Raw genomic sequence first — 14,397 nt, 5'->3', positions numbered from 1 at the left:
GGTCAGCCGGCGACCGCTCCCCGGGTGGGCGCGGTGCCGGCTCCGGTGCCGTGTGCGGCTGCGGAGCGGTGGCGCAGATGTCCAGGCGCGAGGATGCGGCCGGCGCGGCCCAGCTCCGCGACGAGCTGCTCGACCGCGACGTCCTGACGGCGGGCCGCGGCGTGCAGGATCGCGCAGAGCCGCGCGACCGTGTCGGTGCCCGCGGTGCCGGCCGTGCCCGCCGTGTCTGTGGTGCCGGCCGTGACGCCGGTGGTGGTGTCGGTCGTGCCACCGGCCGCGAGGCCGATCGGGGTGGCACGGGGGCCGGTGCGGCGTCGGGTGTCGCGCTCATGGCGCAGCACCGCGGCCAGGTCGCGCCCGGCGGCGGCGATGACGTCGGCGTCGTCGGTGTGGACCGCGACGACCGCGTCGGCGTCCCCGGCCGCGGCCACCGCGCGTTCCGCGGAACGCGACCATGCCGCAGCGCGCGCCGCCCGGCCAAGGACGCCGGAAGCTCCAGCCCGCCGACCTCGGCATCGGCCAGGGCGACCAGCAGATCCCCGATCAGGACGGCCCGGCGGGCCCAGGTCGCCCGATCCCCGGGCAGACCCCGGTGCACGACGACGCCGCCTGCGCGGGTTCGGCCGGCGGCACGTCGGGGCGGCGGGGATGCGGGACCGGGCACGACATCGGCGTCACCTCCTGCGGTGCCGACGTCGGTAGGGTCGCAAACCGACCCACCTGCTGTTACAGCGCGGCGGCTGACGGTGCGGGCCCCCCGCCGGACGGTCCGTGCCCGGCGTCCGGCGGTGCGGCTCCCGGCGTCGCGGATCTCCGCGGTGCGGCTGTCAGCGGTGCGGCCGTCTGCGGTGCGGCTGTCGGCGGTAGGGCCGTCTGCGGTGCGGCTGCCGCCGGTTCCAGGATCGTCAGCTCGGCGGGGCCGAGGCGGAGCACGCCGTCGTCGAGGGGCTCGCAGCGCACCCCGCCCCGGCCACCCAGCGCGGCGCACGCGCCGTCGCCGATCTCGGTGTCCATCCAGCGGCACGGCGCGGCGGCGCGGTGCGCGCGGAAGCGGACCGCGCCGCCGCCGGAGTCCAGGGCGAACAGCGCGCCGGTGCCGCCCCGGCCCGGTGCGGCGAGCGCGTCGACCGGTGCGCCCCGCAGCACGATGTTGCACCGCGCCGGCCGCGGGGTCGCCGTGGCCTCGACGACGTCGCCGAGGACCGTGCGCAGGTGGTCCAGCGACTCCGCGGCCAGCAGCGTCACCGCGGCCCGGGCGTGCGCCGGTCGGCCGGCGTAGCGGTCGCCGACGATCCCGTGGCCGGCGCGCACCCGGACCTCGTCGCGCAGCGGCGGCTCCGGGGCGGGACGCGGCCCGTCGGCGGGCCTGCCCTCGTAGGCGTGCTGGGACGCGACCACCAGTGCGGTGATCTCGACCCGCATCAGTTCAGCCCGGTCAGGAAGCGGATCACGGCCTCCCGGGTCAGCTGCGCACCGGGACTGCCGAAGGGGCGGTCGAAGACGTGGTCGGCGTAGGGGACGGTGACCAGCCTGCCGTCGACCCCCGCGGAGCGGAGCTGCCGGTCGTAGGCGGCGACCCGGTCGGGCAGGACGTAGTGGTCCGCGGAGCCGAGCAGCAGGGTCGGTGGGAGCCCGGGGCGCACCTGCTCGGCGGGGGAGAGCAGCCGCAGCAGGCCCGGAGCCTGGTCGGCGCTGCCGCCGAACAGGGTGCGTGCCACGTCGGGGTCGACCAGCGTCAGGTCGACGGGCGGGTAGTAGGCGACCACGCCGACCGGCGGCGGGCCGGGCGTCGGCGGTGGGGCGTCGGCCGGGCCGGTGCCGCCGTAGGCGGCGGGTGCCTCGGAGCACGCCAGTGTCCCGTCGAGCAGTCCGGAGGTGACCGACAGCGCCAGCGTCGCCCCGGCGGACTGCCCGCCCAGGACCAGCCGCGCGGGGTCCAGACCCGCCTCGCCCGCGTGCGCGCGGACCCAGTCGACGGCGCACGCGACGTCGCGCTGCTGGTCGCGGCCGACGGGCTCGGGTGGCGGCAGCCGGTAGTCCACCGCGGCGACCGCCCAGCCGCGCTCGGCGAGCCACCGGGGTCTCGTGGCGGAACGTCCCCACCAGCACGACCAGCAGCAGCGCGGCCCACACCCACGCGAGGACCCGGAGGAACGACGTCACCTGCGCACCCTGTCATCCCGGGCGTCACCCCGGTCCGCCCGGCCGGCCCGGGCCCGCCGGTCCGGCGTGCCCGCCCGGATGGGACCGTCCCGACCGGTACGGTTCTCGAACGGCTGTGCGGTCCGAGGCGAGGGGGACACCGGTGCGGGTGCTCGGGGTCGACCCCGGACTGACGCGGTGCGGCATCGGCGTCGTCGAGGCCGGTGCGGGCCGGACCGTCGGGTTCGTCGACGTCGGCGTCGCCCGCAGTGAGCCGGCCCTGCCGCTGGAACGGCGGCTGCTCGCCGTCGCCGACGAGGTGGAGCGCTGGGTGGCCCGGCACCGGCCCGACGTGATCGCCGTCGAGCGGGTGTTCAGCCAGAACAACGTCCGCACCGTGATGGGCACCGCCCAGGTCAGCGGCGTCGTCGTGCTCGTCGCGGCCCGGGCGGGGCTGCCGGTCGCCTTCCACACCCCCAGCGAGGTGAAGGCCGCCGTCACCGGTGAGGGCCGCGCGGGCAAGGCACAGGTCACCGCGATGGTCACCCGGCTCCTCGGCCTGGACGCACCCCCGAAGCCCGCCGACGCCGCCGACGCACTCGCGCTCGCCATCTGCCACTGCTGGCGCTCACCGATGATCGACCGGATGGCGCAGGCCCAGGCCCGCGCCGAGGAGCTGGCCGCGGTGCACCGTGCCCGGCTCGCCGAGGCCCAGCGCGAGCGCGGCGGCGCCCGGCCCGGTGCCGCCGAGCAGTGGGCCGCGGCCCGCGCGGCCGCCGACGCCCGCTCGGCCGGCGGGTGGCGCGCGCGCTGACCCCTCTCGCCCGGTGGTGGCGTGGTGTCGCGTGCGGTCCGGTCGGTGCGGCCCGGTAGCGTCGGTGCTCGAACGGTCGTTCGTCGGAAGGGGACCTGTCAGTGATCCACTCGGTGCGCGGTCCGGTGCTGGATATCGGGCTGGACCACGCGGTCATCGAGGTGGGTGGGGTCGGGCTCGCGGTGTACGCCACCCCCGCCACGCTGGGCGGGCTGCGTCGCGGGGACGAGGCCCGGCTGTCGACCACGCTGGTGGTGCGCGAGGACTCACTGACCCTCTACGGGTTCGCCGACGCCGAGGAACGCGAGCTGTTCCTGCTGCTGCAGACGGTGTCCGGGATCGGGACGCGGCTCGCGCTCGCGACGATCGCGGTGCTGGAGCCGGACACACTGCGCCGCGCGCTGGCCGACGGCGACCTGGCCGTGCTCACCCGCATCCCCGGCGTCGGGCGCAAGAGCGCCGAGCGCCTGGTCGTGGAGCTGCGCGACAAGGTGACCGCGCCGGCCGCGGTGCCCGCGGGCGCCGTCGCGGCCGCACCGGCCCCGATGCTCGGGGTGCGCGACCAGGTCGTCGAGGCGCTGCTCGGGCTCGGCTTCACCCAGCGCCCGGCCGAGCAGGCCGTCGACGCGGTCCTGGCCCACGCCCCCGACACCGACGCCCGGGACCTGCTGCGCACCGCGCTGTCGAGCCTGAGCAGGTCGCGGTGACCGACCCCGACCCCTACGCCGGGGTCGACGGCCGGCTCGACGAGCGCGCCGTGGACGCCGGGGTCCAGCCGGGGGACACCGACGTCGAGGCGTCGCTGCGGCCCCGCTCGCTGGCCGAGTTCGTCGGCCAGCCCCGGGTCCGCGAGCAGCTGCATCTGGTGCTGGAGGGCGCCCGTCGCCGCGGCGACCCGCCGGACCACATCCTGCTCTCCGGCCCGCCCGGGCTCGGCAAGACCAGCCTCGCCATGATCATCGCCCAGGAGATGGGGGCCGCGATCCGGCTGACCTCCGGCCCGGCGCTGGAGCGTGCCGGGGACCTCGCGGCGATGCTGTCCAACCTCGTGCCCGGCGACGTGCTGTTCATCGACGAGATCCACCGCACCGCCCGGCCCGCCGAGGAGATGCTCTACCTCGCGATGGAGGACTTCCGGGTCGACGTCGTCGTCGGCAAGGGCCCGGGTGCCACCTCGATCCCGCTCGAGGTCGCGCCGTTCACCCTGGTCGGGGCCACGACGCGGGCTGGCTCGCTGACCGGTCCGCTGCGCGACCGGTTCGGTTTCACCGGGCAGATGGAGTTCTACGACGTCCCCGAGCTGGAGCTCGTGCTCCGCCGTGCCGCCGGGATCCTCGGCATCGACCTGCGCCCCGACGGCGGGGCCGAGATCGCCGGTCGCTGCCGCGGCACCCCCCGGGTGGCGAACCGGCTGCTTCGCCGGGTCCGCGACTACGCCGAGGTCCGCGCGGACGGGGTGGTCACCCGGGAGGTCGCCCGCGACGCGCTGGCCGTGTACGACGTCGACGAGCTCGGCCTCGACCGCCTCGACCGCGCGGTGCTCGGCGCGCTGGTCCGCTCCTTCCACGGCGGCCCGGTCGGGGTGTCGACCCTCGCCGTCGCGGTGGGGGAGGAGCCCGGGACCGTCGAGGAGGTCTGCGAGCCCTACCTGGTGCGGGCCGGGATGATCGCCCGCACCCCGCGCGGGCGGGTCGCGACCCCGCTGGCCTGGACCCACCTCGGGCTGACCCCGCCCGCGGACGCGCCGGCCGGGCACCGGATCGACCCGCTGTTCTGACCCGGGCACGCCGCCGGGGCACCGGAGCGCACGGCCGGTCGCACATGGGAGGATCCGGACGGACCGAACGGATCGGGCAGCGCCCGGCCGGGACGACGGGCACCCTGGTGCCCGCACACCGCGCGGGGCCCTCCGGACACCGCGTGCCCCGACCGGTGACCCGGACCGGGACGTCGGAACGATCCGGGCGTTCGACTCGTTCCGGGGCAGGTCGGACAGTCGACAGCTCCCGGACGACGCCGTTCGGCCCGCCGCACTGCGACGAGCGGTCCGCCACCGGGAGGGGGCAGGCCGTCGGTGTCGGTCCCGGCTGGCACACTCACGATTACGAGACGAGACGGAGACCCCGCACGATGACATCAATTCTCGCCCAGCAGGCCGGTGGCGGCTCGAGCATCTTCTCACTGCTGCCGTTCCTCATCATCCTGCTGCTGTTCGTGCCGTTGTTCCTCAACGGCCGCAAGCAGCGCAGGCAGATGGCGGAGACGCAGGCGATGCAGCAGGCGCTGGAGGACGGCGACGTCGTCGTCACCACGTCCGGGCTGCGGGGCACCATCGTCGACGCCTCGTACGAGGACACGATCGACCTCGAGATCGCCGACGGCGTGGTCACCACCTGGCTGCGTGCGGCGATCCGGGAGAAGGTCACGACCGACGAGGCGACGGAGGAGACCGTCGCCGAGCCGGCCGACAAGGACGCGTCGGAGAACAAGCCGACCATCCACTGAGCACGTCGGGAACGGGCCGGACGGCCCGTTCCGGCGGCCTCGGCGTCCGTACCGGGCCCGGCCGCGGCTCTGCCGCACCGGCCCGGTGGGACGGCGACCGACCGTGAGGCCGGCCGCGGCCGCCGCACGAGTCGGATCAGGAGAACGATCACGTGGCAACGTCGTCGGGGCAGCAGCACGTGCGCCCCTGGCGCTACCTGACGGCCTTCGCAGGCATCGTCGTGGTGCTGTACGCACTGGTGTTCCTCACCGGGGGCGGCAACCTCACACCGAAGCTGGGCATCGACCTGCAGGGTGGCACCCGCGTCACGCTCACCGCGCGCACCACCGACGGGCAGCCACCGCCGCGTGACCAGCTGGTCCAGGCGCAGGACATCATCGAGCAGCGCGTCAACGGGCTCGGTGTCAGCGGCGCCGAGGTCCAGCTGGACGGCAACAACATCGTCATCACCGTCCCCGGTGACGCCGGCGAGCAGGCCCGCTCCCTGGGGCAGACCGCGCAGCTGCGTTTCCGGGAGGTGCTGCAGGGCCCGGTCCCGGTGAACCAGGCCGCAGGCGGGCAGCCCGCACCGGGCCAGGGCGCGCAGACCGGTCAGGCCCCGGCGAGCCCGGACCCCGCGAGCCCTGCCCCTGCGCAGCCGCAGGGGATGGGCGAGCAGAGCCACCCCGTCGCCCCGGTCGCGCAGGTCTCGCCGCTGCAGGACCCGCCGCCGACACCCGCGCCGTCCCCCGCTCCGGGCCCTGGCGGGCTCGCCCCGGACGACCCGCGGGTCGCCGCCGAGGTCACGAAGCTCCGTGAGACCCGGCAGAGCACCGACCAGGCCACCCAGCTGCAGGCGCTGCTGCCCCTGGACTGCAACGCCCCCGACCCGCTGCAGGGCTACGACGACCCGACGAAGCCGCTGGTCGCGTGCAGCGAGGACAAGCAGAACAAGTACCTGCTCGGCCCCTCCTTCCTGGAGGGCACCGAGATCGCCTCGGCCCAGGCCCAGCAGAACCCGCAGGGCGCAGGCTGGGTGGTCTCGCTGACCTTCAAGCCGCAGGGCGCCGACACCTGGGGGCAGTACACGACGAACAACGTCGGCAAGAACGTGGCGTTCGTGCTCGACGGCGACGTCGTCTCGGCCCCCACGATCAACCAGCCGATCTACGGGCAGACCCAGATCTCCGGGCAGTTCAACCAGGAGCGGGCCCAGCAGCTCGCCCAGGTACTGCGCTACGGCTCGCTGCCGCTGTCGTTCGACTCCGGCAACGCCCAGACCGTCTCGGCCACCCTGGGGCTCGCCTCGCTGGAGGCCGGGCTGCTCGCCGGCGCCGTCGGACTGGCCCTGGTGTTCGTCTACTGCCTGTTCTACTACCGGCTGCTCGGCATCCTGACGATCCTGTCGCTGGTCCTGTCCGGCCTGGTCGTCTACGCGGTGCTGATCCTGCTCGGGCTCTGGATCGGATTCACCCTCGACCTCGCCGGGGTCGCCGGGTCCATCATCGCCATCGGCATCACCGCCGACTCGTTCGTCATCTTCTTCGAGCGGCTCAAGGACGAGATGCGGGAGGGCCGCACGTTCCGCTCGGCCGTCCCGCGGTCCTGGGAGCGGGCGCGGCGCACGATCCTCACCGCCGACGCCGTCAGCTTCCTCGCCGCCGCGGTGCTCTACATCCTGGCCGTCGGCGAGGTCCGCGGCTTCGCGTTCACCCTGGGCATGTCCACGGTCCTCGACCTCGTCGTCGTGTTCCTCGTGACGTTCCCGCTGGTCGTGCTCATCTCCCGGTCGAAGTCGCTGGGCAGGCCCGGGCTGTCCGGGCTCGCGGCCGTCGACCGGATCGGGCAGCGGCACCGCCGTGAGAAGCCGGCCGTCGGCAGGCGCGCGGCCACCACCGGGAAGGGAACGGGCGGATGACGAACCCCGAGTCGATGTCGGGCTGGACCCGGCTCACCACCGGCACCGCGAACGTCGACATCATCGGCCGCCGGAAGACCTGGTACATCGGGTTCGGCGTGCTCATCGCGATCTGCCTGCTGTCGCTGGTCTTCCGGGGCTTCAACCTCGGGATCGACTTCACCGGCGGCTCCCAGATCCAGATGCCCGCCACCGGGGCGAACGGCGCGATCAGCACCCAGCAGGTCGACCGGGTCTACGAGAGTGTGATCGGCTCCGCGCCCGAGGTCACCCAGTCCGTCGGGTCCGGCGACGCCGCGTCGATCGTGCTGCAGTCCGCGCCGCTGACCTCCGAGCAGCTCGTGCCGCTGCGCGAGGCGCTGTTCACCCAGCTGCAGCCGCTCGGCGCGGACGGCACCCCCAGCGCCGCCTCGATCAGCGACTCGCAGGTCTCGGGCACCTGGGGCGGCGAGGTCACCACACAGGCGCTGATCGCGCTCGCCGTGTTCATCGTGCTGGTCACGCTGTTCCTGGCGTTCTACTTCGAGCGGGCGATGGCGGCCGCCGCGCTGGTGGCCCTGATCAACGACATCGTCGTCACCGCGGGCGTGTACTCGATCATCGGTCTGGAGGTCACCCCGGCCACGGTGATCGGGCTGCTCACCATCCTCGGGTTCTCCCTCTACGACACCGTCGTGGTGTTCGACAAGGTCCGGGAGAACTCCCGCGGACTGCTCAAGCTGACCCGGCGCACCTACGCCGAGGCCGCGAACCTGGCGCTGAACCAGACGCTCATGCGGTCGATGAACACCTCGCTGATCGCGATCCTGCCGGTGCTCGGCCTGCTCGTGATCGGCGTCGGGCTGCTCGGCGTCGGCACCCTGGCCGACCTGGCCCTGGTCCAGCTGGTCGGCATGATCTCCGGTGTCGTCTCCTCGTTGCTGCTGGCCACCCCCGTGCTGGTGGACATCAAGCTGCGCGACAAGCGGGTCCGGGACCAGGCCGCCCGGGTCGAGGCCCGGCGTGCCCGCGCGGCCGGCCGCGGCGGGACGGACTCCGGGCCCGACACCGGGACCGGCTCCGACGTCGACGGCGGCCCGGCCACCGATACCCTCGCCGCCGTGAGCTCCTCCGCACCCGCCGCCCCGCGGCCCGGCGCCCGCCCGACCGGCAAGACCGGACGGCGTCGCGGGTGACCGGGGCACAGGTCGACGGCATCCGGGTCGGGCCCGGGATCAGCGGCGACTCCGCCGAGGACCTGCTCAGGGTCGCCGAGCTGGTCCGCTCGGTGCCCGACTACCCGCAGCCCGGTGTGCTGTTCCGGGACATCACCCCGGTGCTGGCGGATGGGGAGTCCTTCGCGACCGTCACCACCGAGCTGGCCGCGGGCGCCGGCCAGGCGGACCTCGTCGTCGGGGTGGAGGCGCGCGGGTTCCTGCTCGGCGCCGCCGTCGCGCTCGTCGCCGGGGTCGGGACCGTACCGGTCCGCAAGGCGGGCAAGCTGCCCGCGGTCGCCGCGTCGCGCAGCTACGACCTGGAGTACGGCAGCGCCACTCTGGAGCTGCCGGCCGGCGTCGTCGAGCCGGGGGCCCGGGTCTACGTGGTCGACGACGTGCTCGCCACCGGTGGCACCGCCACGGCGGCCTGCGCGCTGCTCGCCGACGTCGGGGCGGAGGTCGTCGGGTTCGGCACGCTGCTGGAGCTGACCGCGCTGAACGGCCGGGCGAAGCTCGGTGACCTGCGGATCGACGCCCTGCTGAACGCCTGACGACGACGTGGGCCCGAACGCGGACTATCCTCGGGTGGCGGGGACCTGCCCGCCACCCGAGCACGAGCAGGAGGTGCGGTGACCGAGGTCGACCGGACGAGCACCCACCCGGCCACGCGGCCCCTGTCGCCTGCCGACGACGAGCCGCCACGCCCGTCCGCGACCCGCCGGGTCCGCGCCCGGATCGCCCGGCGGATGACCCCGCAGCGCGTCGCCATCGTGACCCCGGTGCTGGAGCCGCTCGCCGCGGTCCACCGGTCGCTGCACCCCAAGGCCGACCTGGTGCTGCTGCAGCGCGCCTACGACGTCGCCGAGGACAAGCACGACGGGCAGACCCGCAAGTCCGGGGACCCCTACATCACCCACCCGCTCGCCGTCGCCACGATCCTGGCCGAGCTGGGCATGGACACCACGACTCTGGTCGCGGCGCTGCTGCACGACACCGTCGAGGACACCGACTACTCCCTGGAACGGCTGCGCGCCGACTTCGGCGACGAGGTCGCGCACCTCGTCGACGGGGTCACCAAGCTCGACAAGGTCGAGTTCGGCACCGCCGCCGAGGCCGAGACGATCCGCAAGATGGTCGTCGCGATGGCGCGGGACCCGCGGGTGCTGGTCATCAAGCTGTCCGACCGGCTGCACAACATGCGCACGATGCGCTTCCTGCGCCCGGAGAAGCAGGTCAAGAAGGCGAACGAGACCCTCGAGGTGTTCGCCCCGCTCGCGCACCGGCTCGGCATGGCCACGGTGAAGCTGGAGCTGGAGGACCTGTCCTTCGCGATCCTGCAGCCGAAGAAGTACCAGGAGATCGTGCGGCTGGTCGCCGACCGGGCGCCCTCGCGCGACACCTACCTGCGCCAGGTCATCGACGAGGTCTCGGCACAGCTGGACTCGGCGCGGATCCCGGCCACGGTCGAGGGCCGTCCGAAGCACTACTACTCGATCTACCGCAAGATGATCGTCAAGGGCCGCGACTTCGACGACATCCACGACCTCGTGGGCGTGCGCGTGCTCGTCGACGAGGTGCGCGACTGCTACGCCGCGATCGGCATGGTGCACGCGCTGTGGCAGCCGATGCCCGGCCGGTTCAAGGACTACATCGCCCAGCCCCGGTTCGGGGTCTACCAGTCGCTGCACACCACCGTGATCGGGCCCGACGGCAAGCCTCTCGAGGTGCAGATCCGCACGCGCGCCATGCACCGCACCGCCGAGTACGGCATCGCGGCGCACTGGCGCTACAAGGAGGTCAAGGGCGGCGGCAACAAGGAGGTCGAGGTCGAGGAGATGGCGTGGATGCGCCAGCTGCTCGACTGGCAGCGCGAGGCCGCCGACCCCGGCGAGTTCCTCGACTCGCTGCGCTTCGACCTCGCCGCGCGGGAGATCTTCGTCTTCACCCCGAAGGGCGACGTCGTCACCCTGCCGACCGGCTCCACCCCGATCGACCTGGCCTACGCCGTGCACACCGAGGTCGGCCACCGCTGCATCGGGTCGCGGGTCAACGGCAAGCTCGTCGCGCTGGAGCGCCAGCTGTCCTCCGGCGACGTCGTCGAGATCTTCACCTCGAAGGCCGAGGCCGCCGGGCCGAGCCGGGACTGGCTGCAGATCGCGAAGTCCCCGCGGGCCAAGGCCAAGATCAAGCAGTGGTTCGCGAAGGAACGTCGCGAGGAGGCCGTCGAGGAGGGCAAGGAGGCGATCACCCGGGAGGCACGCCGCACCGGGATGCCGCTGCAGCGGCTCATCTCCGCCGACGCGATGTCCGCGCTCGCCCGGGAGATGCACTACTCCGACGTCTCCGCGCTCTACGCCGCCGTCGGCGAGCACCAGGCCAGTGCCCAGCACGTCGTGCAGCGTCTCGTGGCCTGGTTCGGCGGCGAGGAGGAGGCCGAGGAGGAGCTCGCCGAGCGGGCGACGCCCTCGACGGTCCGCCACCGGCGCCCGTCGGGCAACGCGGGTGTCGTCGTCACCGGCGAGGACGGCCTGGCCGTCGGTGACCTCTACGTCAAGCTCGCCCGCTGCTGCACCCCGGTGCCGGGCGACGCGATCCTCGGGTTCGTCACCCGTGGCGGCGGCATCAGCGTGCACCGCACCGACTGCACCAACGCCGGGGACCTGACCGCGCGGGAGGAGCGCCTGGTCGACGTGACCTGGTCGGTCTCGCCGGAGTCGGTGTTCCTGGTCGCCATCCAGGTCGAGGCACTGGACCGGCACCGGCTGCTGTCCGACGTCACCAAGGTGCTGGCCGACGAGAAGGTCAACATCCTCTCGGCGACGACGACGACCTCCCGCGACCGTGTCGCGATCTCCCGGTTCTCCTTCGAGATGGGGGACCCGAAGCACCTCGGGCACCTGCTGCAGGCGGTGCGCAACATCGAGGGCGTCTACGACGTCTACCGGGTCACCAGCGCCGCCTGACCCCCGGCCCGCCCCGGAGGGGACGGGCCGGGAGCCAGGTCAGCCGACGGTGGTGCGCTGGATGTCGACCGGGATGCTCGGCAGGCCGTCTCCGGAGCCGACGGACTCGCCGCCCGCGGCGACCTCGTCCAGGGTCGCGAGACCCTCGGTGCCGATCGTGCCGAACACGGTGTAGCTCGGCGGGAGCTGGGCGTCGCCGTAGATCATGAAGAACTGGCTGCCGTTGGTGTCCGGCCCGGCGTTGGCCATCGCCAGCAGGCCGCGGCCGTAGGTGAGGCCGGGGAACACCTCGTCGGCGAAGGAGTAGCCGGGGCCGCCGCGGCCGGAGCCGGACGGGTCGCCGCACTGCAGCACCTGCAGGCCGGGACTGGTGGTGAGCCGGTGGCAGGAGGTCCCGTCGAAGTAGCCCTGCTGCGCGAGGCTCGCGAAGCTCTTGACCGTGCACGGCGCGAGGGCGCGGTCCAGCGTCAGGTCGATCGGGCCGGCGCTGGTCTGCAGGTCCGCGGTCACCGTCCCCTGTGCCGGGGTGGCGCCGGCGGCCGGCGGGTTCACCGGCTTCGCGGCGGGCTCGGGGGCCCGGGGATAGGTGCAGTCGACCGAGGCCGGCAGGGCCGTCGGGCGCTTCGGCAGGGCGACGGTCGGCAGCCCGGAGGTGTCCGGGCCGTCACCGGCGGGCGGGGCGGCGGCGGGCGGGGTGGCGGCGTCGGGGCCGCCCCAGGCCGAGGTCAGCGCGTAGATCCCGACCGCGGCCAGCACGACGACCAGCACGGTCACCACGGCCGCGATCGTCGTGTTCCGCTTGCGCTTCTGCTCGCGCTCGGCCCGGCGGGCCTGCTGCGCCTCCAGCTTGCGCTTGGCCGCCTCCCGGCGCTGCTCGTTCGTCGCCACGTCCCGCCAACTCCCTGACTTGATCATCCGTACGCGCGGTGAGGGTATCGGGGCGACCTGGGGAGAAAGCTGAGAGACACCGGTTCTAGGCTGGGAGGACCGATCTGATCCCCGGAGAGGACGTGCAACCACCGTGACCGCCACCGAGCCGCAGGTGAGCCGGGCCCGCAGGCCCGAGCCGTTCGCCGCGCCGAAGGGCATCCCCGAGTACCTCCCGCCGTCCTCGGCCGGGTTCGTGCACGTGCGGGACACCCTCGCCGCCGCCGCCGAGCGCGCCGGGTACGGCCACATCGAGCTGCCGGTGTTCGAGGACACCGGCCTCTACGCCCGCGGGGTGGGGGAGTCCACCGACGTCGTCTCCAAGGAGATGTACACCTTCGCCGACCGCGGCGACCGTTCGGTGACGCTGCGCCCCGAGGGCACCGCGGGCGTCGTCCGCTCGGTGATCGAGCACAACCTCGACAAGCAGGGACTGCCGGTCAAGCTGCGCTACGCCGGACCCTTCTTCCGCTACGAGCGCCCCCAGGCCGGCCGCTACCGGCAGCTCCAGCAGGTCGGCGTCGAGGCGATCGGGGTGGACGACGCAAGCCTGGACGCCGAGGTCATCGCGATCGCCGACGAGGGGTTCAAGGCCCTCGGCCTGACCGGCTACCGGCTGGAGATCACCTCCCTCGGCGACGCCGAGTGCCGTCCCGCCTACCGCGCGCTGCTGCAGGAGTTCCTCGCCGGGCTCGACCTCGACGAGGCGACCCGGGCCCGGGCGGAGATCAACCCGCTGCGGGTGCTCGACGACAAGCGCCCCGAGATCCGCGCCGCGATGGCCGACGCGCCGCTGCTGATGGACCACCTGTCCGACGCCGCCGCCGACCACCACGCCCGCGTGCTGGCCCACCTCGACGACCTCGGCGTCGCCTACACGCCGAACCCGCGCATGGTCCGGGGCCTGGACTACTACACCAAGACGACCTTCGAGTTCGTCCACGACGGCCTCGGCGCGCAGTCCGGTATCGGCGGTGGCGGCCGCTACGACGGTCTCATGGCGACCCTCGGCGGACCGGAGCTGTCCGGCGTCGGGTTCGGCATCGGCGTCGACCGCACGCTGCTCGCCTGCCGCGCCGAGGGCGTCGCGCCCTGGTCGGACGCGCGGGTCGAGGTGTTCGGGGTGTCCCTCGGCGACGCCGCGCAGCGCCGCCTGGTCGTGATCGCCGCGCAGCTGCGGGCCCGGGGCCTGCGGGTCGACCTGGCCTACGGTGGCCGGGGAATCAAGGGCGCGATGAAGTCCGCCGACCGGTCCGGGGCGCGGTTCGCGCTGGTCCTGGGAGACCGGGACCTGGAGAACGGCACCGTCGGGCTCAAGGACCTCGTCTCCGGTGAGCAGCAGGACGTCCCGCTGGACGCGGTCACCGACGCCGTCGTGACCGCCCTGGCGGGCTGAGGCCCGCCGTGGCCCGGACCGACCGGGACCGGTGGGACGCGAAGCACCGCGCCCTCGGCACCGGCACCTCCGCCCCGCCGGATGCCCTGCGCGGGCACCTCGACCTGCTCCCGTCGTCCGGCCGGGCGCTGGACGTGGCCTGCGGGCGGGGGAGCGTCGCGGTGTGGCTCGCCGGGCGCGGGCTCGACGTCGTCGCCGTCGACGTGTCGCCGGCCGCGCTCGCCGCGGGGGCCGAGCTCGTGACCCGCGAGCAGCCGCCCGGTCGCGTGCGCTGGGTGGAGGCGGATCTCGACGCCGGGTTCCCGGCCGAGGACGACCGCTACGACCTCGTCGTGTGCCAGCGCTTCCGCGACCCGGCGCTCTACCCGGCGATGGCCGCGGCGCTCGCCCCGGGCGGGCTGCTGGTGGTCACGGTCCTGTCCGAGGTCGGCGACACGGGCGGGGCGTTCCGGGCGGCGCCGGGGGAGCTCACCGCGGCGTTCGCCTGCCTCGAGGTCCTCGCCCACCGCGAGGGCGACGGCGAGGCGCACCTCGTCGCCCGCGCCCCCGCCTGAAC

The 14,397-nt window shown here is 74.3% G+C and carries 14 protein-coding genes; 10 read left to right on the top strand and 4 right to left on the bottom strand.

The window, feature by feature from the left end:
• Window positions 1-2 precede the first annotated feature (2 nt).
• The 3 genes from XF36_RS11725 to XF36_RS11715 form a co-directional block, all read right to left on the bottom strand.
• Entirely contained in the window at window positions 3-431 is a 429-nt protein-coding gene (locus tag XF36_RS11725) for a hypothetical protein (RefSeq protein ID WP_060712006.1), read from the bottom strand.
• A 295-nt stretch (window positions 432-726) separates the two neighbouring features.
• The gene (locus XF36_RS11720) at window positions 727-1,422 is read right to left on the bottom strand and encodes a hypothetical protein (protein WP_064485415.1); all 696 of its coding nucleotides are present in this window, start codon (window positions 1,420-1,422) and stop codon (window positions 727-729) included.
• The gene (locus XF36_RS11715; RefSeq protein ID WP_060712005.1) at window positions 1,422-2,042 is read right to left on the bottom strand and encodes an alpha/beta hydrolase; all 621 of its coding nucleotides are present in this window, start codon (window positions 2,040-2,042) and stop codon (window positions 1,422-1,424) included. The genes XF36_RS11720 and XF36_RS11715 overlap by 1 nt, the downstream gene beginning before the upstream one ends.
• A gap of 263 nt (window positions 2,043-2,305) precedes the next feature.
• Between XF36_RS11715 and ruvC the strand changes: the two genes are divergently transcribed.
• From ruvC to XF36_RS11675, 8 genes are all read left to right on the top strand, one after another.
• The gene (gene ruvC, locus XF36_RS11710) at window positions 2,306-2,956 is read left to right on the top strand and encodes a crossover junction endodeoxyribonuclease RuvC (protein WP_060712004.1); all 651 of its coding nucleotides are present in this window, start codon (window positions 2,306-2,308) and stop codon (window positions 2,954-2,956) included.
• A gap of 101 nt (window positions 2,957-3,057) precedes the next feature.
• Window positions 3,058-3,663: a Holliday junction branch migration protein RuvA gene (gene ruvA, locus XF36_RS11705; protein WP_060712003.1), complete on the top strand. Its 606-nt coding sequence runs from the start codon at window positions 3,058-3,060 to the stop codon at window positions 3,661-3,663.
• 50 nt (window positions 3,664-3,713) lie between these two features.
• Complete coding sequence (gene ruvB, locus XF36_RS11700) at window positions 3,714-4,733, top strand: Holliday junction branch migration DNA helicase RuvB (protein WP_193394037.1); 1,020 nt, start codon at window positions 3,714-3,716, stop codon at window positions 4,731-4,733.
• A 353-nt stretch (window positions 4,734-5,086) separates the two neighbouring features.
• Entirely contained in the window at window positions 5,087-5,461 is a 375-nt protein-coding gene (gene yajC / locus XF36_RS11695) for a preprotein translocase subunit YajC (RefSeq protein WP_020623496.1), read from the top strand.
• A gap of 152 nt (window positions 5,462-5,613) precedes the next feature.
• Window positions 5,614-7,359 carry a protein translocase subunit SecD gene (secD, locus tag XF36_RS11690; protein ID WP_060712001.1) on the top strand — a complete coding sequence of 582 codons (1,746 nt, stop codon included), beginning with the start codon at window positions 5,614-5,616 and terminating at the stop codon, window positions 7,357-7,359.
• On the top strand, window positions 7,356-8,534 hold the full coding sequence (gene secF, locus XF36_RS11685) for a protein translocase subunit SecF (RefSeq protein WP_060712000.1): 1,179 nt from the start codon (window positions 7,356-7,358) through the stop codon (window positions 8,532-8,534). The genes secD and secF overlap by 4 nt, the downstream gene beginning before the upstream one ends.
• Window positions 8,535-8,572: 38 nt before the next feature.
• Window positions 8,573-9,106 (top strand): adenine phosphoribosyltransferase, encoded by a 534-nt coding sequence (locus XF36_RS11680; protein WP_060714620.1) that lies wholly within the window; start codon window positions 8,573-8,575, stop codon window positions 9,104-9,106.
• A 123-nt stretch (window positions 9,107-9,229) separates the two neighbouring features.
• Complete coding sequence (locus tag XF36_RS11675; RefSeq protein ID WP_145981615.1) at window positions 9,230-11,518, top strand: RelA/SpoT family protein; 2,289 nt, start codon at window positions 9,230-9,232, stop codon at window positions 11,516-11,518.
• A gap of 39 nt (window positions 11,519-11,557) precedes the next feature.
• Here XF36_RS11675 and XF36_RS11670 read toward each other — a convergent pair whose 3' ends face one another.
• Window positions 11,558-12,406 carry a peptidylprolyl isomerase gene (locus tag XF36_RS11670; RefSeq protein ID WP_060711998.1) on the bottom strand — a complete coding sequence of 283 codons (849 nt, stop codon included), beginning with the start codon at window positions 12,404-12,406 and terminating at the stop codon, window positions 11,558-11,560.
• Between the two features lie 133 nt (window positions 12,407-12,539).
• Between XF36_RS11670 and hisS the strand changes: the two genes are divergently transcribed.
• Together hisS and XF36_RS11660 are read left to right on the top strand one after the other, a co-directional pair.
• On the top strand, window positions 12,540-13,841 hold the full coding sequence (hisS, locus tag XF36_RS11665; RefSeq protein ID WP_238589226.1) for a histidine--tRNA ligase: 1,302 nt from the start codon (window positions 12,540-12,542) through the stop codon (window positions 13,839-13,841).
• Window positions 13,842-13,849: 8 nt separating this feature from the next.
• Window positions 13,850-14,395, top strand: a complete 546-nt coding sequence (locus tag XF36_RS11660) for a class I SAM-dependent methyltransferase (protein WP_060711997.1) — start codon at window positions 13,850-13,852, stop codon at window positions 14,393-14,395.
• The last annotated feature ends 2 nt before the right edge of the window (window positions 14,396-14,397 follow it).

The sequence above is a fragment of the Pseudonocardia sp. HH130629-09 genome (genome assembly GCF_001294645.1).
GTDB lineage: Bacteria > Actinomycetota > Actinomycetes > Mycobacteriales > Pseudonocardiaceae > Pseudonocardia.
The sequence above is the reverse complement of the archived record's forward strand: the minus strand, read 5'-3'. Positions and strand labels throughout refer to the sequence as shown.